General features: G+C 62.1%; 23 protein-coding genes, 1 tRNA gene and 1 pseudogene. 15 read left to right on the plus strand and 10 right to left on the minus strand.

Features of this window, described 5'->3' with window-relative positions:
* Positions 1-4 precede the first annotated feature (4 nt).
* Positions 5-706: a rhodanese-like domain-containing protein gene (locus ACJ70B_RS08595; RefSeq protein WP_408959985.1), complete on the minus strand. Its 702-nt coding sequence runs from the start codon at positions 704-706 to the stop codon at positions 5-7.
* 129 nt (positions 707-835) lie between these two features.
* A tRNA-Gln gene (locus ACJ70B_RS08600) sits at positions 836-908 on the minus strand.
* A 222-nt stretch (positions 909-1,130) separates the two neighbouring features.
* On the opposite strand from ACJ70B_RS08600, the gene ACJ70B_RS08605 reads away from it, so the two are divergent.
* From ACJ70B_RS08605 to ACJ70B_RS08645, 9 genes are all read left to right on the plus strand, one after another.
* Positions 1,131-1,721, plus strand: a complete 591-nt coding sequence (locus ACJ70B_RS08605; RefSeq protein ID WP_408959986.1) for an IMP cyclohydrolase — start codon at positions 1,131-1,133, stop codon at positions 1,719-1,721.
* 98 nt (positions 1,722-1,819) lie between these two features.
* On the plus strand, positions 1,820-2,488 hold the full coding sequence (locus ACJ70B_RS08610) for a metallophosphoesterase family protein (protein ID WP_408959987.1): 669 nt from the start codon (positions 1,820-1,822) through the stop codon (positions 2,486-2,488).
* 203 nt (positions 2,489-2,691) lie between these two features.
* Positions 2,692-3,201: a serine O-acetyltransferase gene (gene cysE / locus ACJ70B_RS08615; protein WP_408959988.1), complete on the plus strand. Its 510-nt coding sequence runs from the start codon at positions 2,692-2,694 to the stop codon at positions 3,199-3,201.
* A 262-nt stretch (positions 3,202-3,463) separates the two neighbouring features.
* Entirely contained in the window at positions 3,464-7,738 is a 4,275-nt protein-coding gene (locus tag ACJ70B_RS08620) for a VWA domain-containing protein (protein WP_408959989.1), read from the plus strand.
* On the plus strand, positions 7,731-8,423 hold the full coding sequence (locus tag ACJ70B_RS08625) for a hypothetical protein (RefSeq protein ID WP_408959990.1): 693 nt from the start codon (positions 7,731-7,733) through the stop codon (positions 8,421-8,423). Before ACJ70B_RS08620 ends, ACJ70B_RS08625 begins: the two co-directional genes overlap by 8 nt.
* 152 nt (positions 8,424-8,575) lie before the next feature.
* Positions 8,576-8,893, plus strand: coding sequence for a hypothetical protein (locus ACJ70B_RS08630; RefSeq protein WP_408959991.1), 318 nt, complete (start codon positions 8,576-8,578; stop codon positions 8,891-8,893).
* 136 nt (positions 8,894-9,029) lie between these two features.
* Entirely contained in the window at positions 9,030-9,368 is a 339-nt protein-coding gene (locus ACJ70B_RS08635; protein WP_408959992.1) for a hypothetical protein, read from the plus strand.
* A gap of 99 nt (positions 9,369-9,467) precedes the next feature.
* On the plus strand, positions 9,468-9,647 hold the full coding sequence (locus tag ACJ70B_RS08640) for a hypothetical protein (protein ID WP_408959993.1): 180 nt from the start codon (positions 9,468-9,470) through the stop codon (positions 9,645-9,647).
* Positions 9,648-9,693: 46 nt separating this feature from the next.
* Positions 9,694-10,212 (plus strand): hypothetical protein, encoded by a 519-nt coding sequence (locus tag ACJ70B_RS08645; protein ID WP_408959994.1) that lies wholly within the window; start codon positions 9,694-9,696, stop codon positions 10,210-10,212.
* A 71-nt stretch (positions 10,213-10,283) separates the two neighbouring features.
* Here the strand turns inward: ACJ70B_RS08645 and ACJ70B_RS08650 are convergent.
* Positions 10,284-11,042: pseudogene (locus ACJ70B_RS08650) on the minus strand (phosphoglucomutase/phosphomannomutase family protein); the annotation flags it as partial.
* On the opposite strand from ACJ70B_RS08650, the gene ACJ70B_RS08655 reads away from it, so the two are divergent.
* Together ACJ70B_RS08655 and ACJ70B_RS08660 are read left to right on the plus strand one after the other, a co-directional pair.
* Positions 11,043-12,494 (plus strand): hypothetical protein, encoded by a 1,452-nt coding sequence (locus ACJ70B_RS08655; RefSeq protein ID WP_408960145.1) that lies wholly within the window; start codon positions 11,043-11,045, stop codon positions 12,492-12,494.
* Between the two features lie 161 nt (positions 12,495-12,655).
* Positions 12,656-13,243 carry a hypothetical protein gene (locus tag ACJ70B_RS08660; protein ID WP_408959995.1) on the plus strand — a complete coding sequence of 196 codons (588 nt, stop codon included), beginning with the start codon at positions 12,656-12,658 and terminating at the stop codon, positions 13,241-13,243.
* Between the two features lie 71 nt (positions 13,244-13,314).
* Here ACJ70B_RS08660 and ACJ70B_RS08665 read toward each other — a convergent pair whose 3' ends face one another.
* The 5 genes from ACJ70B_RS08665 to larB all read right to left on the minus strand — a co-directional run bounded on the left by ACJ70B_RS08665 (position 13,315) and on the right by larB (position 17,274).
* On the minus strand, positions 13,315-14,706 hold the full coding sequence (locus ACJ70B_RS08665; protein WP_408959996.1) for a phosphoglucomutase/phosphomannomutase family protein: 1,392 nt from the start codon (positions 14,704-14,706) through the stop codon (positions 13,315-13,317).
* An 89-nt stretch (positions 14,707-14,795) separates the two neighbouring features.
* Entirely contained in the window at positions 14,796-15,836 is a 1,041-nt protein-coding gene (locus tag ACJ70B_RS08670; RefSeq protein WP_408960091.1) for a hypothetical protein, read from the minus strand.
* A gap of 89 nt (positions 15,837-15,925) precedes the next feature.
* Positions 15,926-16,174, minus strand: coding sequence for a GIY-YIG nuclease family protein (locus tag ACJ70B_RS08675; protein WP_408959997.1), 249 nt, complete (start codon positions 16,172-16,174; stop codon positions 15,926-15,928).
* 72 nt (positions 16,175-16,246) lie between these two features.
* Positions 16,247-16,396, minus strand: coding sequence for a hypothetical protein (locus tag ACJ70B_RS08680; RefSeq protein WP_408959998.1), 150 nt, complete (start codon positions 16,394-16,396; stop codon positions 16,247-16,249).
* A 119-nt stretch (positions 16,397-16,515) separates the two neighbouring features.
* Entirely contained in the window at positions 16,516-17,274 is a 759-nt protein-coding gene (gene larB, locus ACJ70B_RS08685; RefSeq protein WP_408959999.1) for a nickel pincer cofactor biosynthesis protein LarB, read from the minus strand.
* A 272-nt stretch (positions 17,275-17,546) separates the two neighbouring features.
* On the opposite strand from larB, the gene ACJ70B_RS08690 reads away from it, so the two are divergent.
* Together ACJ70B_RS08690 and ACJ70B_RS08695 are read left to right on the plus strand one after the other, a co-directional pair.
* Positions 17,547-17,714: a DUF1931 family protein gene (locus tag ACJ70B_RS08690; RefSeq protein WP_207586259.1), complete on the plus strand. Its 168-nt coding sequence runs from the start codon at positions 17,547-17,549 to the stop codon at positions 17,712-17,714.
* Positions 17,715-17,877: 163 nt separating this feature from the next.
* A complete protein-coding gene (locus ACJ70B_RS08695) occupies positions 17,878-18,333 on the plus strand; it encodes a hypothetical protein (RefSeq protein ID WP_408960000.1) in 456 nt (151 codons plus the stop codon).
* A gap of 31 nt (positions 18,334-18,364) precedes the next feature.
* Here the strand turns inward: ACJ70B_RS08695 and rpiA are convergent, their stop codons facing one another.
* Positions 18,365-19,072 (minus strand): ribose-5-phosphate isomerase RpiA, encoded by a 708-nt coding sequence (gene rpiA, locus ACJ70B_RS08700; protein WP_408960001.1) that lies wholly within the window; start codon positions 19,070-19,072, stop codon positions 18,365-18,367.
* Between the two features lie 181 nt (positions 19,073-19,253).
* On the opposite strand from rpiA, the gene ACJ70B_RS08705 reads away from it, so the two are divergent.
* Entirely contained in the window at positions 19,254-20,018 is a 765-nt protein-coding gene (locus ACJ70B_RS08705; protein WP_408960002.1) for an ABC transporter ATP-binding protein, read from the plus strand.
* Positions 20,015-21,322: an ABC transporter permease gene (locus ACJ70B_RS08710; protein ID WP_408960003.1), complete on the plus strand. Its 1,308-nt coding sequence runs from the start codon at positions 20,015-20,017 to the stop codon at positions 21,320-21,322. The genes ACJ70B_RS08705 and ACJ70B_RS08710 overlap by 4 nt, the downstream gene beginning before the upstream one ends.
* Before the next feature lie 33 nt (positions 21,323-21,355).
* Here ACJ70B_RS08710 and ACJ70B_RS08715 read toward each other — a convergent pair whose 3' ends face one another.
* Positions 21,356-21,868: a DUF5518 domain-containing protein gene (locus tag ACJ70B_RS08715; protein WP_408960004.1), complete on the minus strand. Its 513-nt coding sequence runs from the start codon at positions 21,866-21,868 to the stop codon at positions 21,356-21,358.
* Positions 21,869-21,982: the final 114 nt, after the last annotated feature.

The raw sequence follows: 21,982 nt of genomic DNA on the forward strand, positions 1-21,982 counted from the left end.
TGGCTCAGGCCGTGACGGTGGTGCTGGTCAGTTCCTCGAGTGTCCCCTTGACCGTGTAGTCGGGAGCCTCGACGCGGAACTGCGAGTCGGTCGAGCCTGCGTAGTGGAGTTGCAGGGTGTAGGAGCCGTCGTCAGCGATCGGCGCGGCTTCGCGGCGAGCCACACCGACTTGCTTGAGCATGACCATCTCGCCAGCATAGGTGGCGTTGGACTGGCCCTGAATGGTGTAGGTCGATCTGTTCGCCGAAACGTTCGATCCCTCGACCGGGTACCCGTTGTTGATCCATCCGTCGAGTCCTTCATCGATGGCGTATACGTGTTGGTATCCCGAGTTGATCAACGACGCGGCACGCAGCGACGAGAGGTGATGCGGGCAGCGACAGTAGGTGACGATCCGCGTATCGGTCGACCACTCCTCGACCGGATCGTTCTCCGTTCCGTCTGGCGCGGGCGAGAAGACGGCACCCGCAATGTGAGTTGCATCGTACTGGGCGCGGCCGCGCGCGTCGGCGAATTTCGCTTCGTCGTTTTTGTACCACTCGTACACGTCGTCGACCGGTGCCAGCGGTACTTCGGTTCCATCAGGAGTTGTTTTCGTCTTATAGTCGAATTTGTTCGCTGCGGTCGAACCGTTACCACCGAGACAGCCGGCAATCCCGCCGAGCCCCGCCGCCCCCCCGACAGCGAGGAACGTCCGTCGATTCATACTCGATATCTAACGACGGCGATGAAATATGGCTTCTGGTGACGCCACAGTTACCGCCGGACCCCTTCGTTTCGACTGGAAATCGCAGGGCGTAGTCGGGGAGGTACTCGAGTCGAAACAGCAGAGAAGTAGTCCATCCTGGATTCGAACCAGGGTCGAAGCCCCCAGAAGGCTTCAGGATTGGCCACTACCCCAATGGACTGATATGTCTCCGTCGGTCTCCGTTTCCGACGGCGTAGTACACCATAGTTGGGTTCCGTATTAGAGTGTTACGAACTCGGTTGCAATCCGTGCCCGAGAAGCGAATGCGGTACCGAACCGAATAGGCCCGTAGGGGTGATATCATCTTCGACGATGGTTGCGGAGAGAATCCCCTCGAGCGCGAACCGATACCCCTTTTCCCCTTTCGCGTCCATCCCCGGGTATGTACGTCGGACGATTCGTCGTCGTCGGCCCCGATGTCGGGGCGTACCGCGTGTCTTCGCGATCGTTTCCCAACCGCGAGATCACCGCTCGAGAGGAAGCGCTCACCGTGGGCCCCACCGAGGACGCCCCGGAGACGGACAACCCGTACGTCTCGTACAACTGCCTCCGCGTAGTCGAGACGCCAACGGGTGAGACCGCGGCGTTCGGTAACGGCTCGCACGTCGATCCGATCGCGGAGAAACTCGAGTCGGGCTACCCCGCCCGCGACGCGCTGGCCGAGAGCCTGCTGGCGCTGGATTACGAGAAAGACGACTACGACACGCCCCGTATCGCGGCGACGATCGGCGGCGACGGCGAGGCGCTGATCGGGACGGTTCGCAAGGACGCGCTGCTGGTCGAGACCGTCGACGAGCCGACGCTGGTCGCGACCTACGAGAAAAACGCGCCCGAGCCGATCGAGCTCGCAGCCGACGGTGCTTCGGCGACCGCGAGCGAGGTCTACGACCTCAAGTTCGAGCACGCCGTCTGTGCGGCCGGCGTGGCGCGGACCGAGAGCGGGTTCGAGACGGCGATCGAGAACGGCGACTGATTTCGCGGGAGTGATTCGTGGGTTCCCGCCGTCGAGCGTAGTCACATCTGGACGACTGCTGGAAACCTACAAATCCCTCGCGCCGCTACCCTTCGAGCATGAAGGTCGGACTCATCTCGGATATCCATAGCAATCGGGTCGCCCTCGAGGCCGTCCTCGAGGACATGCCAGACGTCGACAAACTGTGTTGTGCCGGTGACGTGGTCGGCTATAACCCCTGGCCGGCGGAGTGCGTCGATGCGTTACGAGAACGCGACGTCCCGACAGTGATGGGCAACCACGACGCCGCGGTCGCTGTCGAGACCCCATTCCGGTTTAACGGGATGGCCAAGGCGGGCGTCGAACACGCCGAAACGCAGGTGTCGGACGACCAACTCGAGTGGCTGGCCTCGCTCCCAGGAGAGCGTCTCGAGTGCGATGGGCGGATGAAACTCGTCCACGGGCACCCGGACGATCCTGATCGGTACACCCGGTATACGTACCCGAGGGAGTTCTCGCCCCGGCTGCTCGACGACGAGGACGTGTTGGTGCTAGGCCACACCCACGTGCAGGGCACAGAGCGGTTTGCAGAGGGAATCGTCGTCAATCCCGGCAGCGTCGGCCAGCCTCGCGACGGGGACCCGCGGGCGGGCTACGCCGTCGTCGATCTCGAGGCGCTGACCGTCGAAACGCACCGCGTCGAGTACGATATCGAGGCGGTCCAGGACGCAGTCGACGCGGCCGGGCTGCCAAAGCGCATCGGGACGCGATTGGCACGCGGCAAGTGAACGGCCGCGAGCGGCCGAAACGAACCTTTTTACACTGCCCCCACCGCTACGTTCGGGTATGGTATCCACCGGCCCCACCGCGTGTCTTGACAGGAACGATCCTCGTCGCGCCACGGGCCGGTGTTGTCAGTCGTCGACGCGGCCGTCGACTCGAGACCAGCGGCGTCGCGAGATCGGGTCCGCAGTGGCGATCGGCGAGGGCGATGTTTAGGCGCATCCGCGAAGACGTCCGGGCGATGCGCGAACGTGATCCAGCGGCGAAGGGGTGGCTCGAGGTCCTGCTGGGCTATCCGGGGCTGCACGCCGTCTGGGCGCACCTACTGTGTCACCGGCTCTGGAACGCCGGCTTCGGGCTGACCGCGCGGCTGCTCTCGAACGTCGTACGCCTGCTGACGGGCGTAGAGATCCACCCAGCCGCCGAGGTCGGGCGTCGGGTGACGATCGATCACGGGATGGGCGTCGTCATCGGCGAGACGGCCGAGATCGGCGACGACGTCCACATGTACCACGGCGTCACGCTCGGCGGCGACACGAACGAACCGGTCAAGCGCCACCCCACGGTCGAATCGGGCGCGCAACTGGGCGCGAACGCGACGCTGCTGGGCGACATCACGATCGGCGAGGACGCGGCCGTCGGCGCTGGCTCAGTCGTCACGCAGGATGTCGACCCCGGCGCGACCGTCGTCGGCGTGCCGGCGGAACGAGTGGACTGACGAACCAGCGGCGAGACGGTGCTCGAGTCACCGACGAGTCGCAATTCCGTTGGTCACCAGGCGCCGTCGGGCTCGTGTTCCATTGCTGATTGACGGTTCGTGTCCGCCGTGTTCTGCCAGGGTGAACGCCTCGAATCACGTTCGAATCAGCTTCTGCGAACACGGTTCAGTCAGGAGCCGAAACTACTCGTCTTCGGAATCGTTGTTGCTACGCATCATTATGACTAGTAAATGTTATATACTGATGGTGAAATCTCGGGGCATGGGGTTTGGGACTAAGGGGGCAGTAGCGATAATATTTGCAGTACTAATAACAACGTCAATGGTCGTTACGCCTGCACTGGCGAGCGGGCCGAGCAGACCATCGACAAACTCGCAAGCGAATGTCATTGGTGGAAACGGTCCTCCGGACCACGCAGGAAGCGGCGGCCCGCCGGGTCGTTCGAAAGCACCGAACTCACCAGGGCGTGGGAATTCCAACGTCACGATCGCTAACGAAACGTACAGTGCGAATACCTCGACCGGTGCGCTGTTCGAGGCGGCGAGGAAGCTCAGTGAACTCGAACCGGACAGTCAGGCCGGGCGAAACGCGGTCAATACGACGCTCGAGTCGATCAACGCCTCGCTGAAAGAATCGCGGTCGTTCCGGCGGGCCAACTCGGAAGCTTCGTTCGAACATCTGAAAGACGCACAGAAACGGCTCAAGACCGTCGCGAAGGAGACCGAAAACGAGACGGCGGTCAGAAACGTGAGTCGGTTGCTCTACGAGGCGAGCGCCCTCAACGCGAAGCGAGCGATCTTTCACGCCGAGTTCGCGTTCGATCGGCACAAAAACGCGTTTCCGAACTACGGACAGCAGCGCAAGACCGATCAGGCGGTCATCAACGCCAAAGCGGCGTTCAACCGGGGCAGTAGTGCAGCCACGGACGAGACGCCGCGGCGCGGACCGCCGAAAGACTCGCTCAAAGGGGCGATTCAGTCGAACGCGAACGCGATCACCCACTATCGGACGGCGTGGCGACACGCCGAGCGAGCACTCGTCACGATCGCCGAGCACACCGAGCCGAGGCTAACGCTGCGGCAGCGACACGCGTTCGAGGAGAACGGATCGATACGAGTCATTCTCGGAGTGGAGCTCTCCGACGTTCGTGCACACGCGTTCGACGAAGCGAACGTGAGCCTCGAGTCGGGAACGGCAGCGCCCGTCAGGTTCGGACCGCAGCTAACGGTCTCGAGTACGAGGGGCAGTACCGTCCTGGATCTCGGTCCTGAACCGGAGAATCAGACCGTCACGGTGACCGCAACGTCGACCGACGATCCGAGTCGGAGCGTCAACGAGACGCTCGACATCAACCTCACACCAGACAACATCTTCTGGGACCTCCCGGCACCCGACGAGCACGCACGGGCCGAAGTGACCGACGAGGAATCGGGTGTCTCCGTTGCCGTCGAGGGAGGCGGCGTTCACGAGAGCCTGATTTCGGTTCAGAACCAGTCGTCTGCGTCGGCCAGCGACGATCTCGCCGGTCCGATGGTCCGGATCACTAACGAGACGTCCTTCGACCAAGCCGAGGTGACGATTCCGATCGACGAGGGCGCACTCGAGCGAACCGATGGAAACCTGTCGATCCACAAGTGGGATCCGAGCACGGACGGGCGGTGGCACAAGGTCGAGACCGAGATCGACGCGGCCAATCTGACGGCGACGGCCAACGTCTCTTCGTTCTCGTTTTTTACGGTACTCGAGTCCTCGTTCATCCCGTCAACCGGGGACAAAACGGCGCTCGAGTGGCCGCAACTCGAGGATTTCGAGTCGACAGCGGGATGGGATCAGGCGGGGAACGTTTCGGTCGCCGACGGCCACGCAACGCTCGCTAGCGAGGCCGAGAACAGCACTGGCGGTGGTGGTATCGGCGGCGGCGGTGACGACGGTGACGGCGGAGATGGTGGCGACGGCGGCGATACCGGTGACGATCCACCGGAGGTCTGTCTGCCGATCGTCGGCTGTTGGTCGGTTCCGTGGCTCCCCTTCTCGACCGCGTCGACCACTGAGACGGCGGCCGAGGTTGCGACGCAGGAAAGCGGCGAGAGCACACGGCTCACCCGCACGTTCGAAATTCCGGCCGGCGCGGAGCGCGTCTGGTTCGAGACTCGCGCCTCGAGTACCGTCTCGGAGGGGAGCACCGCGATCGTCGTGACCGGCGAGTCCGACACTGAAGTCATCGACGTGAACGAGCAGGGGTCGACGGGCTGGCAGACCCACGAGGCGGATCTGTCGGCATTCGCGGATGAGGAAGTGACGGTACAGTTCGAGACCCGGGGGACCGCCGAACTGACGGTCGATTACGTCGGAACCCTCGTCGACTCCACCGGGAGCGGCTTCCCGGACGAAGTCGAGAAGTTGGATCTCAGGATGTCCACGGGCCTCCCGTTCACCGTCGGCAAACCGCTTAATCTAGATCCGACGAAGGCGGATACCAGCGGTAACGGACTTCGCGACAGCGAGGTCGTCGACATCGAGTGGCGGTACGAAGAGTACGACGCAGGTAAGCAGATACTTGCAGCGGAGGTCGACAGTGCCAAAGCTCACCCCGCGCGGATCGATACGACGGGTGACGGACTAACAGACGCTGAACAGCTCGATGGATGGCAAATAAGTTACACGTCCTCGCGTGAAGATTCGCTCGACTTCCTTTCGGAACTCCAGAACGCTGAAAGCGTCGACGAGTTAGAGGATCCGGAAGGGAATATCCTCGAGACAGAGACCGTTTTCGCCGATCCCCTTCTAAACGGCAGTGACAGTGACGGCGTGGCAGATACCAAAGAAGTGCGGCTCGGGACGGATCCCCAATCCCGTGACACGACGGGCGATGGGATTTCGGACGGACGGATACGGAACGGCGAGTACGATCCGACGCTGTTTGACATCAACTCACCGGAGATTATCGTCACGTATGCCTCGTTCAACGATCCAAACGTGGAGACACCAGGCTGGGATCCCCGTGATTGGGATGCGCGGGTATCTGGAAGTTATGACGTCGAGTTCGTCGTAACCGACCCGGCCGGTCTCGACGAAGCGCGGGTCGTTCGCGATGGAAACGTCGAAGAGGCGGTCTCGCTGAACGGTATACGGGATGACGCATCTGTCACGTTCGACGTTGGGACAGTCGATACGTTCACTGATGCGTTTATTGGCACGCAAGTCACGGTTCAGGCCGACGATCGTCACGAAGTCGTCGACGGGGTCGGTAGTACCGAAGTTGCTGCCGTCGAAGTGGGCGGCGTGTGGGCTGCGGCATCCGAAGAGATCCGATCCCAGGGCGTCTCTAACGTTGTAGTCGAGAAGAACCTTGGCACCCTGCAGGGGATGACGACCGGTGCCGGGAAATCGATCGACTCGCTTCGTGCGTTGTATAACGATCCGATCGGAAGCATCACTGCACTGCGGGAGATTCCGGCTGCCATCCTCAATTTCCGCGCGATCATCGCGGCGATGCCCCAGTCGATCGAAGACAAACAGAAGCAAAACAACCCCCATGATCCCGACGAGAATCCGAAACTCTACCAGTCCTACCGCATGGGATGGTACGAGGGGTACATCGCCTGGTTCGTTATCGAATCCTCGATCCCAGCCGGGAAAGCCGGCAAGGCTGTTAAAAGCTCCAAACGGTTCCAGAAGGTAGCTGGCTCTATCAGCACGCCCAAAATCCGTCGGGCGGCGAAGCTTGCGACTCGAGCAAAACGCGGTAAGACGACGGCCCTTAGATACGGCAAGCTACAGTTCTCGCGTGGGCTCTCTACAGGAATCGGCGTCACCAAGAAAACCGGTGAGCGGATACTCAGTCCGGTACCGACCATCGGGAAGCAGTACCAGGTGTCGAAACTGCTCAGCCGACACGATATCGATGCCACGGAAATAGATCGACTTGATGCTGACGGACAGGAAGCCATTGGAAATGCGATAGCGCGTAGCGGCAACGATGCAGGCCGAGCAATGGCTGACGGCGGCCCAGATCCCGTCGCTCGTGCCTATCAATTAGATCTTGATGTGGATAATGAGGACCTCGTATCGAACCTGTTCAGACATAGTACTGAGGTCGATTTCGAACGCGTCATCGATAATCTCGAAGAGCTGAATCGACCGGGTGCCGATATCGAGGGTGTGGATGCCCTTGCAAAACGTCTAAAGAGCGGAGGTCGAAGTAACGTGAAAGGAGCAGCGTTCGAAGCAGAGGTTGCCGTCGATCGCGGGACCGATAGCGTAGAGGCGATCGGGAAATCAAATCCGTACTCGCGTGGTGAAATTGATATCGAAACCACAGATGGGCGAGTAATTGAAACAAAGAGCGGAGACTATACCCAGGCCAGAAAAGGTAGCGATAGATACACTGATCTAGAGAACCAGATCGGTCACTATCAACAATACACAGCGGTTGAGGGAGGAACGATTGAAGTTGTGTTCCGAAAGGAACCTCACGGTGACATCAAAGATATGCTTAACACCAATAACGTCGAGGCAGAGATCTACAATGAGTGAATTTCTATCGATCCCATATCTGCTCGAGGAAGAAATGGAGCCCCACCGTATCGAGAGGTTTCTTCAGTTTTGTTTCGCTGATTTAGACTGTTCGCGATCACCACCAAAAAACGAGCGGACAAACGATTTTGGCTATACCACCGAAGAAACCGACGGTATTCGGTACGGCGGTTCGATCGACGAAGCGATCGATAGCCTCACACGACAAGCCGGCGGAACGGTATGGGTATGGTACGGCGATCTCAACGTCGGAATTCATATTAATGGCTGGTCAGTCGACAGACCGACCGTCCCGAACCTTTCACTCTCGATCGACGAATCGTACGTGAAGCCGTGGCGTAATGATAGACCGAATCTCATTCACGATTTCGTACTTGACTTGTACGACTATCTCTCCCCAATCTACGTCTACGGAGATACGTATCTCGACGAAGCACCGCTCTCTACGAAAGGAATTGAAGCAGGTCATCTAGAAGAGGTATACTGGGTGAACGGATTCGGTCCAAATATGACTACGCAGATCGGCCGGGAGCGACTGTTGCACGCGCCTGCCTGGCGTATCGATGACTGTGAAGATGGTGGCGTTTTCCTCTGGGAATCACCGCTCCCATTATCAGAAGGTAGACAGAGTACCGACGATACTCTCCGTGAATATTTAGGCTTGAGTCCTCACTCCACCAACTGAGCCCAGACCTTGCAGACATCGCCGGTCTGGAAAACTGAATTCCTCTCTGACGACGGAATCGGAATCGTGGTTACGGCCGATCCGGATCAGTACTCCGAAGAAAAGAAAAACCGCTTCAAAGATCACCTCGGTATCTGAGCCCGAATCCAGACATGGTAGAGATCGAGATCAATGGGGAGAGCGTAGTTCTTCCGGGCCCGGTCCAAAAGATTGTAGAGATAAATGAACTAGTCGTGGTACTATTTCGCCCACCGCCTGGAGAAATAAGCGAGAGGAATATTCGCGCCTATGACCGATCTGGGACAAAACAGTGGTCGATAGAACCGGCGACGATGCCGACAGGCGAATCGTATCGCTACACTGGTCTCCGAATCGAAGATGGGGAGCTCTGGGCGTATAACTGGAAGGGAGGGGACTACCGAATAGATCCGTTTACAGGAGAAATCGAGGATAGTGAACTCGCAAAATAGCATCGAGGGTGGCATTGGAGCAGTATATTTACAATCTTGTCAGGAAGTTTGGGATGTGAGACGCTCGAGGACGCGCTCGCCGACTCTAAAGAGGAAGTCCGACGAACCGCCGAGATGCAGTATACTGATTCCAAGCATGACCACTGTAACCGCAAGTGGACGGGAGCTTACGATCGACGGAACGACCATCGAACTTCCGAATCGGATCGAGACGGTCTTGGAAGTCAACGGGCTAGTCCTCGTCTTATTAGAGACCGCTGGGCGTTCTTCGACTCGAGATAACGTCTGGGCGTTCGATATGGACGGGAGTCACGTATGGAAAGCTGAACCAGTAGTCGAACCATCGAACGACGCCAATACGTACGTGCACATTCGACGAGAGGGGAGTGATCTCTGGGCGAGTGATTGGAAGGGGATGGAGTACAAGCTCGATTCCCAGAACGGCAAGCAGATCGAGAAGAAATTCAGGAAATAATAGAATGGTATCCGTCAGACAAGATGTATCGTTCTCTCGGAGTTCTCAGACTGTCTCACAGATTTCTCTGCGGGCAAGCTACTGGCACGAGGGACACCGATGATCCTGCAAATTAACACAGGACACTCCGAGATCGTGATCAACGACCGAACGATTTCCCTCTCTCACGGAGCGCAAAGCTGTACGGTCGTCGATGATACAGCGATTGCGTTGCTTACCGGCTGGAGCGATCCCGACATCGAGTTTTGGGAAGACCTCGGGGTCGATATGAAGTCATAAAACTGGCGGCGCTGACTTCGAGTTAGCGAACAAATATCGGAACGTCGTGGGATTCGATGTCGATGCAAACCCACAATGGATAATCCCCGAAGCACCCCACGAACCGCCTGAGGACGAGGAACCCTATTACATGAGCCTGTGGCAGACCGACGGGTCCCTCTGGGTTCGAAACAAGAACCAATACGCCTACCGCGTCGATCCGGATTCTAGCGAATTACTCGAGAGCGTTCCGGCGAACGTCCTCTATCTCGACAGCGAGAAGATCGAGTTCAACGGCGGCTGGGTCAGGAAGGTTCTCCCCGTCGACGACGATCTCGTCGCCGTCATGCTCGAGACGTCGAGTCACCCGGATTCGGACGGGCGGAACCTCTACGTGTTCGATCGCGACGGGACCGAACGCTGGTGGATCGGTGACCATCTCCGCAGCGATGCGCCGCCATCGGCCCCGCCGTTTACCAATATCTGGCTCGACGACGGCGACCTCTGTGGCTACGCGACCGACGGCTACGAGTATCGGTTCGACCCGGAGACGGGGGAACTCCGCGACACGATCTGGCGGAAGTAACACGAGCCGATGAGCCGTTGAAACCGAAACCGTTCCAGAGAGCGGCCAGAAATAGCCTCACCGGCCGTGTTTCAAACCAGCGGTTCGACCAGTTCTCGACCCGCCTCGAGCAACGTCCGAACCCGCTCGTCATCCGCAGCTTCAGCGTAGACCCGCAGTACGGGTTCGGTCCCGCTTGGCCGAACCAACAACCAGGAGCCGTCGGCCAGCAGGAGCTTGAAGCCGTCGGCGGTGTTGATGTCCTCGACGTCGGTTCCCGCCACGGTCTTGGGGATCTCGTCCTCGAGATCCGAGATCACCCGCTCTTTCTCGTCGTCGGGGCAGTCGACGCTGATCTTGTCCTGAACGACGGTACCGTGGTCTTCGAGGAGTCGATCCACGCGCTCGTCTAACGGTTCGGCGGCGTGCATCGCGGCTGCGAGCAAGGCCATGAGGACGCCGTCTTTCTCGCGGACGTGGCCCCGGACGGTGAAGCCGCCCGATTCCTCGCCGCCGACGAGAGCGTCGCCGTCGGCCATCGCCTCGGCGACCCACTTAAAGCAGACTGGGACCTCGCGGACGGTCTCGCCATGGGCCTCGGCGACCCGGTCGATCAGGTAGGTGGTCGAGACCGAGCGCACCGCCGCGCCCGATTCATCCTCGAGCAGGTAGTCGTAGAGCGCGGCGAAAAATAGGTTCTCGTCGAGGTAGCCGCGCTCGGGCGTGACGATCGCGATACGGTCGGCGTCGCCGTCGTTGGCGATCCCGAGGTCGACGCCGTCGTCCTCTCTGACGGTCGCGATCAGGTCCGCGAGGTTCACGGCGGCCGGTTCGGGCGAGCCGCCGTCGAAGTGGGCGGCGTGTGGGCTGCGGCATCCGAAGAGATCCGATCCCAGGGCGTCTCTAACGTTGTAGTCGAGAAGAACCTTGGCACCCTGCAGGGGATGACGACCGGTGCCGGGAAATCGATCGACTCGCTTCGTGCGTTGTATAACGATCCGATCGGAAGCATCACTGCACTGCGGGAGATTCCGGCTGCCATCCTCAATTTCCGCGCGATCATCGCGGCGATACCCCAGTCGATCGAAGACAAACAGAAGCAAAACAACCCCCATGATCCCGACGAGAATTCGAAACTCTACCAGTCCTACCGCATGGGATGGTACGAGGGGTACATCGCCTGGTTCGTTATCGAATCCTCGATCCCAACCGGGAAAGCCGGCAAGGCTGTTAAAAGTTCCAAACGCTTCCAGAAGGTAGCTGACTCTATCAGCACGCCCAAAATCCGTCGGGCGGCGAAGCTTGCGACTCGAGCAAAACGCGGTAAGACGACGGCCCTCAGATACGGCAAACTGCAGCTCTCACGTGGGCTCTCTACAGGAATCGGCGTCACGAAGAAGACCGGCGAGCGGATACTCAGTCCGGTACCGACGGTCGGAAAGCAGTATCGAGTGTCGAAACTGCTCGATCGGCAGGATATCGATGGGGAAAAACTGAACCGCCACTCACCGGATGAGCAACGGAAAATCGGGGAATTCACTAACAGATACGGTGACGACGGAGCAGAACTCGCCTCAGATGGAGGTCCGGTATTCCAACAGATCGTCACAAGTGATACGCTCGACGCTGCGACAACGGACCGGATAGTACGGGCATATGATCAGCATATAATTGACGAAGACGATATCCAGCGGATTGCGCGTGGTCTTGACGAGGGTGATATCGATCAACAGGCAGTGACCCGTGGGCTGACGCGGGCACAGAGGCTCAGTCAAGATCACGATGTTACCGCACTCCGCGTCGGTTCAGACGCTAACACGAGGGATCCATACTATGCTGTATGGTATGGAAAGGTTTCGCAAAGCGATTTAGTCGACGGAGAGTTGCCGGATAATTACAGGCCGAACGACGACTATCCGGGTTATTCCCCGCCGCATAAATCCAGCAGTATCGTCGTCGAAGCAAAACTTGAGTCCGAAAGTCGTTTCGTCAGGGTTCACGGTGAAGAGATACAACAAGGACCATGGATGATGCCAGTCAATGAATTCCGCAATGCTGCAACCAACGGAGGGAAATCGGCTCTCGAAGACAGATATGCGTTACTAGACGGAACCCCAAAGTACGTCTCAGAAGTGACTGTTCCTGAAGGAGAACAGATCCGTGTGAGTATTGTAGGACGCCAAGGTGAACTGTCAGGAGGAGGAACACAAATAGAAGTGCGCCGCTATCATAGAGGACTTGAAGAGAAATGGTTCCCACAGAAACCAACGTCAGTTGAAAACTTCATAAACGGGTTAAAATAGACATGGTTGAAATAAAGGGGCTGGGTCCGATATCGTCGGTAGAATTAGAGAACGAGTCCCTCACATTACCGTATGGGGCGACGGATCACGCGGTAATTGATGGAACGGTAGTAATCGTATTAGGAAGCTGGAAAGACCCCAGTTTCGAATTCTGGGAGGAAATGGGGCTCGAGCTCAGCGATGCGGAACGGGACACGGATATCGCTCTCGAAAGCCGGTATCGAAACGTAATCGGGCTCAGTACCGACGGAGAGCTTCAGTGGCACATCCCCGACGCACCCCACGAACCGCCCGAGGAAACGGAACCCCACTACATGGGACTGTGGCAGATCGAAGACGCCCTCTGGGTCCGAAACAAGAATCAGTACGCCTACCGCGTCGATCGGAATTCTGGCGAACTACTCGAGAGCGTGCCGGCGAACGTCCTCTATCTCGACAGCGAGAAGATCGAGTTCAACGGCGGCTGGGTCGGGAAGGTTCTCCCCGTCGACGACGATCTCGTCGCCGTCATGCTCGAGACGTCGAGTCACCCGGATTCGGACGGGCGGAACCTCTACGTGTTCGATCGCGACGGGACCGAACGCTGGTGGGTCGGTGACCATCTCCGCAGCGATGCGCCGCCATCGGCCCCGCCGTTTACCAATATCTGGCTCGACGACGGCGACCTCTGTGGCTATGCGACCGACGGCTACGAATATCGGTTCGACCCGGAGACGGGGGAACTCCGCGACACGATCTGGCGGAAGTAACACGAGCCGATGAGCCGTTGAAACCGAAACCGTTCCAGAGAGCGGCCAGAAATAGCCTCACCGGCCGTGTTTCAAACCAGCGGTTCGACCAGTTCTCGACCCGCCTCGAGCAACGTCCGAACCCGCTCGTCATCCGCAGCTTCAGCGTAGACCCGCAGTACGGGTTCGGTTCCGCTCGGCCGAACCAACAACCAGGAGCCGTCGGCCAGCAGGAGCTTGAACCCGTCGGCGGTGTTGATGTCCTCGACGTCGGTTCCCGCCACGGTCTCCGGAATTACGTCCTCGAGCGCCGAGATCACCCGCTCTTTCTCGTCGTCGGGGCAGTCGACGCTGATCTTGTCTTGGACGACGGTGCCGTGGTCTTCGAGCAGTCGATCCACGCGGTCATCTAACGGTTCGTCGGCGTGCATCGCGGCTGCGAGCAAGGCCATGAGGACGCCGTCCTTTTCGCGAACGTGGCCCCTGACGGTGAAGCCGCCGGATTCCTCGCCGCCGACTAAGGCGTCGCCGTCGGCCATCGCCTCGGCGACCCACTTAAAGCCGACTGGGACCTCGCGGACGGTCTCGCCGTGGGCCTCAGCAACTCGATCGATCAAGTAGGTGGTCGAGACAGAACGGACCGCCGCGCCCGATTCATCCTCGAGCAGATAGTCGTAGAGCGCGGCGAAAAATAGGTTCTCGTCGAGGTAGCCGCGCTCGGGCGTGACGATCGCGATACGGTCGGCGTCGCCGTCGTTGGCGATCCCGAGGTCGACGCCGTCGTCCTCTCTGACGGTCGCGATCAGGTCCGCGAGGTTCACGGCGGCCGGTTCGGGCGAGCCGCCGCCGAAGTCGGGATCGCGCTCACAGCGCAGGCGCTCGATGGTGGCCCCAGCGCGCTCGAGAAGGGCGTCGGTCGTGTCGCGGCCGCTGCCGTGCATGGCGTCGTAGGCGACGGTCAGCCCCGAAAGGTCGGCGTCGCCGGTGATTCCCTCGACGATCTCGAGGGCGGCGTCGGCGTGTGAGGCGGCGAAGTCGACCTCGCGAGCGGTCCCGTGGTCGGCCTCGGGGAGCGGGTCGGGCTCGGCGAGGCGATCCGCGATGGCGTCGGTGACGGCGGGCAAGGCTGGCGCGCCGTCTTCGGGGATGAACTTCACGCCGTTGTACTCCGGCGGGTTGTGCGAGGCCGTGATGACGAGGCCGCCCGCGAGGTCGCGGTCGACGATGGCGTGGGCGATCAGCGGCGTCGGCCGATCCCGGTCGGAAAGGAGGACATCGAAGCCGTTTGCACACAGCACGCGCGTCAGTTCCTCGGCGAACCCCCGCGAGGTCTCGCGGGCGTCGTACCCCACCGCGACCGGTCCCTCGTGCCCCTCGTCGGCGAGATACGTCGCGACCGCCTGCCCCACCATCTGGACCCGAGGTGCCGTAAACTCCTCGAGCGTCGCCCGCCAGCCGTCGGTACCGAAGCTGATCGTCTCCATGCGCGGACCCTCGGCAGCCGGTGCGAAAAAAGCGACGGGACGGCCCAGTGCGTGCGACTCGGATCGCCGAATCGAGCGCCGGATCCGAATCAGGCGTCGACGTCGGCGAGGCGCTGCTCGAAGAGGCGCTCGCCGGTCTCTTCGCAGGTGACCGCGACGACCTCGTGGGAACTACAGCAGGACTCGACGACCTCTTCGCCCATGTGGATGTCGCCGCCGTCGGTCGGACAGGTCTCGAGGAACATCCGGAGGCCGTTGAGGATCTCGCCTTTCGTCTCCGGAGGGACGGTCTCCCAGTCGTCGACCCACGACGAGAGGGTGCGGCTGGCGGCGACGTCGGCGATCAACGCGGCACGGGACGGCCAGCGACCTGCGCCGCCGGATTGGGAGAGCAACCGGTAGGTCTCGTTTTGGGAATCGAGCTCGAACTCGTCGGGGTCGGCGTCGAAGCCGAACGCGTCGACGGCCGCCGGGACATCGACGCCGTCCTCGTCGAGCGGATCGATCTCGTCGAACCAGTCGGCCTCGAACTCGTCGGTGAGACAGAGGTCGTCCCTGTCGGCACACGGCTCGAGAACCTCGTTGTCGAGGAAGAACGTCTCGAGGTCGGTGATCGCGGTCGCGTCGTCGGCAGTGGTCGGCTCGGCCGTAGGTTGGTCGGTGGCCGACCCCGTCTCGTCGGCCACGTCGGTCTCGTCGACGTCGTTACCGTCGACGGTCGCGTCGCGGGATCCGTCGACGTCGCCATCGTCGACGGTGGCGATGTCGTTTGCCGTGACCGACGAAGACTGTTCGTCTGCGTCGGTCGAGTCAGCATCGTGGGGCGTCACCGGCTCGATACCGCCGAGCCCGCTTGCCACCTCGGGTTCGGGGTCCTTGCCGAACCAGCGCAGGACCGCCGGCGGGAGGTACCGCTTCGTCAGCGTCGGCGTCCCGGGAACGAGATAGCCACGGAGATAGATCAGCGCGATCGAGACGCCGACGGCGACGAGGCCGCCGAGTCGAGACTTGCGCGCGACGAGCGAACCCACGACCGCCGCAATGACGAGGTTCAACACAGTACACGGTTCACACCGGTTCTCGCCGGTGTACTCGGGTTGCTTGAGGTCGTCAACGACGTCGATTTGCATCTCGAGGAGAGTATCACGCCCAATTGACATCTATTTTTCGGACAACAGGTGTGAGATAATAGACGCGCGGAGACGACGAACGGACAGCGTTACTCGAGGCCGACGAGCCGTTCCTTCTCGGCACGTCGCAGTTGTTTGATCTCGTACTCGCGAGTCATCGCGGCCGATTTCGAGTCAAAGCGCTCGTGATATCGAAGTTCGACGGGCGTCCGCCCGCGCGTGTACTTTGCGCCCTCGCCGGCGTCGTGTTCTGCGACGCGTCGCTCGAGGTCGGTCGTATAGCCGGTGTACAGCGAGCCGTCGGCACACTCGAGGACGTAGACGACGTGATCGGCCATCGGCCGTGGGAACGTGCGGGCGCATAAAAAGCGTCACGTCCGCGGGGGCGTGTGGTGGTCGGTCGCGATGCGTTACGCGCCGCGAGCGCGCTCTTTCGCGGCTTCCGCGATTCCAGCGTTCGCCGAGCAACTGACACAGGCGAGGATCTCACCGTGTTCGTCGGCGAAAACGCGTGCGAACCGTTCGGAGACGTGCGCGCCGCAGTGATCACACTTGGGCATTGGTCACACCGGCCGAAGCCGGTACTACATACTATCGGGTGAACGGTTAAATAACCTTCTCCAAACACTGCCTGGGTTTTCGATTGTGGAAAGTATTTTTCCGAGATTGAGTGTGGCAGTCAGTCGCTGGCAGCGTCGATCGCGCGAGCGATCAGCGTCGCCTGTGCGCCGGCGACGAACCCGGCATCGATGTTGACGACGGACAGCACGGTGCACGACTGGAGCATGCCGGCGAGTGCCGCCTCGCCGTCGCCCGCGTGGCCGTAGCCGCTCGCGACCGGGACGCCGATGACCGGCGTATCGACGAGGCCGGCGATCACGGTCGGCAGAGCACCCTCTCGGCCGGCGGCGACGATCAGCACGTCGGCCTCGCGGAGCCGCTCGAGTTGGTCGAGCGTTCGGGACAGCGCCGCGACGCCGATGTCGTCGACCCGATCGACGGTCACACCGGCGTCTTCACAGACGAGTTCCGCCTCGTCGGCGACCCACTCGTCGACCGTGCCGCCGGTGGCGATTCCCACCGTCGCCTCGAGCGGCGGGCGTTCGTAGTCGGGCGTCGTGATGCGAACCGTCGGTCCGCGCTGATCGATCGTCGCGTTGGGAACCGTCTCGGCGACGAGCGTCTCGAGGGCATCGAACTGCGTCTCCGAGACGCGAGTGAGCAAGGCACGATCGGTCGTCTCGAGGGCGGTTTCGGCGAGGGCAACGACCTGTGCGGTCGACTTTCCGTCGGCGAAGATCGCCTCCGGGACGCCGCGACGGCGATCGCGGGCCGCGTCGAACCGCCCTGCCTCGCCGGTGACGTAGCCATTGAGTTCGGCTTCGGCCTCGGCCGGCGACAGCGAGCCGTCGGCGACGGCCTCGAGGAGTTCGCGCATAGTCGTCTTCAGCGGTCGATGCACTCGAATCCGTCGTCCCGCTGTCGGGAGCGGATCGTGCCACTGAGACGCAAACACGCGTGCAAGCCCTCGAGAGCGCGCGCGAGCCGCGTTCCGCCGTTCGACCGGGGTGACTCCCGTCCACCCCGGCTCATCAAACATATACTTTCCGGTGGAACCGTCGCCGAAACGGCCGAATCAACCGCTGCAACCCCGTATTTCCGCCGCTAACCAAAGCATTTATATGAGGTAACGCGAAACGGATACATCGTATGGCAGACCTTATCGTCAAAGCCGCCGTGAAAGAAGCGCTCGATGACAAAAACGTAGCCTCGGACTTCTACGACGCGCTCGACGACGAAGTCTCCGAGCTGCTCGACGACGCCGCCCGACGAGCGGAGGCCAACGACCGGAAGACGGTCCAGCCCCGCGACCTGTAAGGAACGCCACGCGAGACATTTTTTCTGCCGCCGATCGGATAGCGACGCGTCCGTCCAGACGAGAGCATCGAATAGTAGTGACGACGGAACCACGTCGGAACGCGGTCGGTAGACGGTTGCCGGCTCGAGTTTTTTGCACTCCGCCGTGGTACGGCCGGGACACATGTTGCGCAACCTCCTGATCGGGTTCGGTCTCGTCGAGATCGTCAAACCCGAGCCGATCATCGGAGCGTGCGAACGGATCGGCCTGCGAAACCCCTCGTCGACCCAGCGACGGCCACTGGCGCTGACCGGCGCTCGGCTCGAGGGGTTGGTCTTCGTCTGGCTGCTCGTCCGCGGCCGGAAGGGGTCGACGCTGGTCAGCGGGCTCCTAGGATTGGCCGGACTGGTGCTCGTATTGCTTCCGCGGCCGATGATCACGCTCAGCCAGCACCTGGTCTACGCGAACACCGACGACCTCGAGCTCCAGCCGTGGGTGGTTCCGGCGGCGCGGCTGCTCGGCGTTCTCTACCTGACCGTCACCCTGCTCTCTCGAAGTACAGGCGGAGAGACGACGACCGACGAGGAAGACGCCGGTTGCGAGGAATCGACGTGTCGGCTCCGACTCGCCTCGAGCTAACCGCCGACAGACGCGACGGCCGGACTGCCACTCAGTACCGGCGAACCGAGACATCGTCGTCGGCTCCGACGTACGTCACGTCGGCGACATCGACGAACAGCCCGTGTTCGACGACGCCGGGAACCTCCGAGAGCCACGCCGCCAGTTCGGCGGGATCGGCGATCGGACCGAAGGCACAGTCGAGGACGAGGTTTCCGTTGTCGGTCACGACTGGTCCGTCCTTTCGCTCGGCGTCCCGAAGCGTCGGCTCGCCGCCCGCCTCGCGGATCCGGTCTGCGACGACCGGATGGGCATCGGGGAGGACCTCGACCGGCACCGAGCGCTCGAGGCGATCGGTTAGCTTCGAGGGGTCGGCGACGACGACGAACCGATCGGCCGCCGTATCGACGAGTTTTTCGCGCGCGTGGGCCGCACCGCCGCCCTTGATTAGCGCGCCGTGGGCCGCCGTCTCGGGCTCGTCGACCACCTGATCCGCGCCGTCGATCGCGAGGTCGACGCCGTCGACTGCGTCGAGGTCGGTCAGGGGAATCCCGACCTCGAGCGACAACTGGCGGGACTGAAACGAGGTGGGAATCCCGCGGATCTCGAGGCCGTCGTCGACGGCCCGGCCGAGCGCCCGGATCGCGTGGGCGGTCGTCGAGCCGGTTCCGAGACCGACGACGAACCCGTCTTCGACGTCCTCGGCCGCGCGTTCGCCGGCGCGGCGCTTCGCTGCGTCGGAGCCACCCTCCGTCTTCATGCTTTCCCAAGCGAGCGGCGACGGGAAAAGCGTTGCATCTCGTCGCGAACGGACAGCAATCGACGGCGTCGAACCGCCGGCGACCCAGCGGCAATCGCCCGAACGCACCGACTGCCGCGACGCGTCGACGCCGGCCGTCGTTGCGCAGAACCTTTTTTAAATCGTCCGTGGTCCAACGCGCATGGCGACGTCGGGCACGGCCGTCTCTCTCTCGAGCGTCCGCAAGACCTACCGCATCGGCGAACCCGTCCACGCCCTCGACGGGATCTCACTCGAGGTGCCCCGAGGGTCCTACACTGCGATCATGGGACCCAGTGGCTCCGGGAAGTCGACGCTGATGAACCTCGTGGGCTGTCTGGACACGGCGACCGAAGGCGAGGTCGTCGTCGGCGGTCGCGAAGTCGGTGCGCTGGGAGACCGCGAGCGCACCCGCCTTCGGGGGACCGAGGTCGGCTTCGTCTTCCAGACGTTCAACCTGATGCCGCGACTCGACGCCGTCGAGAACGTCGCGCTGCCGCAACTCTTTCAGGGCGTCGGTCGGACGGAGCGCCGAGAGCGAGCGCGCGACCTCCTCGAGCGCGTCGGGCTTGGAGATCGAGGCGAGCACCTGCCGAACGAACTATCGGGCGGTCAGCGCCAGCGGGTCGCGCTCGCACGGGCGTTGATCAACGAGCCGGCAATCGTGCTGGCAGACGAGCCGTCGGGCAACCTCGATACCGACACCGAGGCCGAGATTCTGGATCTCTTTGACGAGTTCCACGACGCCGGGACGACGATGCTGGTCGTCACCCACGAGCGCCACGTCGCCGAGCGCGCCGAGCGGATCGTCCACCTCCTCGACGGGAAGATCGAGCGCATCGAGGAGGGAGACGAGACCGGTGGGGCCGGCGCGTCGCAGGCCGATTCGGCGACGGGCGGGTCGGGGACTGGGGGTGATTCCGAGTGAATCCGCTTGAGAGCCTGCGCCTCGCGTGGCGCTCCATTCGCGGCCACAAGCTCCGGTCTGCGCTGACGACGCTGGGGATTGTCATCGGCGTCGCGGCGGTGATCGCGTTCGTCAGCCTCGGCGCGAGTCTACAGGCGGGGATCATCGGCGACATCAGCCCCGACGATCAGCGCAGCCTCTACGGCTGGGCGGCCGAACCCGACACGGAGGGCGGGCCGCTGGCAGGAGCCCAACCCGTCTTCACACAGGACGACCTCGCGGCCGTCGAGGATTTGGAGGAAGTATCGGCGGCCTACGGCTACGCGACGATCCAGACGCAGGCGATCTCGAACGGCAACGAGACGGTCGCTCAGGGGAACGGGCTGATCGCCTCGGGGCCGTCGTACATCCGCGATGATCGGTTGGCCGAGGGGAGGCGGTTCCGAATGGGCGAGCGCGAGGCGGTGATCAACCCCGCAGCAGCGGGCCAGTTCGAGGAGAACGTCACCGTCGGCGACGAACTCACCGTGACGTTTCTCGGCGGCGAGCGGACGACAGTCGAGGTAGTGGGTATCACCACGACCAGCGAGGGACTGAGCCCGTTCGAGGGGTTTGAATCCTCACCGCGGCTCTACGTCCCGACGGATCCCTACTACGTCGAGCAGGCGGCCAGGCTGGGGGTCGGCGGTGGAGGAACCGGCAGTAACAACGCGAGCGACGGCGGCAACGGGAGCGCCAACAGCAGCGCCGCTCGCTTCCTCGCGATCGTCGTCGAGGCACCCTCCGACGACGATGCGGCCATCGACGCCGCCCGTCAGGCGGCGATCGACTACCTCGAGAGCAGTCGCTCGGACGCAAGCGAACTAATGGGCGACGACCTCGAGGTGCAACTGCGGACGAGCACGGAACTGCTCCAGCAGCTACAGGACGTGCTGGGACTCCTGCGAAACTTCATCGTCGGGATCGCAGCCATCTCCTTGCTGGTCGGCTCGATCGGCATTGCAAACATCATGCTCGTCAGCGTCACCGAGCGCACCCGCGAGATCGGCATCATGAAAGCCGTCGGTGCGCAAAACCGCGACGTCCTGGGTCTCTTTCTGACCGAGGCGGTGATCCTCGGCGTGATCGGCGCGATCCTGGGGACGGGACTGGGACTCGTCGGCGGCTATCTCGGCGCACAGTACATCGATCTGCCGCTGGTCTACCCCCTCGAGTACGTCGCGCTCGCGGTCGTCGTCGGGATGCTCGTCGGTGTCGTCGCCGGGTTGTATCCGGCCTGGCGGGCCGCACGGACGGACCCGATCGACGCGCTCCGGTACGAGTAAGGAGAGACGGGCGGCGTCGCGCTCGCGGCCGGGCTATCGATCCCGTTCTCGTTCTCGGTCCTGGTCCCGCTCTACGCCCCACTCCGGTTCCGACTCGCGATCTCTGATCGGCGCGGCGTCGGCGGTCCGAGTGCGGGTGTCCGTCTCGAAGCCGATCGTCTCTCTCGTCCGACGCCGGCGGTTGGGATACTCGACCGCGAGGTACGCCCCGAGATAGCCGCCAAGCGCCGACAGACCGACGGTGTAGAGCAGGAGAAAGAGGATCCCGCTGACGATCACGATCGAGAGGAAGGCGATACCGCTGACGGGGATTCCACCGGCGAGTCCGAGGCCGAGGACTCCGAACGCGAAAACCCCGGCGGCCGCGATCGGCAGGAAGGCAATCGCGCCGGCCAGCGCGCCCACGACCGTTCCGTCGCGGTGGTCCGGTCCCTCGAGGAAGCCGGCGACGACGCCGCCGAGGAGCGGCGACAGCGGGATAAACGAGAGGACGACACCGACGACGGCTCCGATGATCGCGTTGATGGCGGTTCGGCTGCGGACCATACTGAACGAACGGGGAGGAGCGGGAAAAGTACCACTGGTCAGTCATCTCGGGCGAACGCGCCAGCCCGCGATCGGTCGTTCGGTCTCGGTGACTGTCGATCAAGGGCCTTAAGA

Source organism: Natrinema sp. 74, assembly GCF_046097095.1.
Classification (GTDB): domain Archaea; phylum Halobacteriota; class Halobacteria; order Halobacteriales; family Natrialbaceae; genus Natrinema.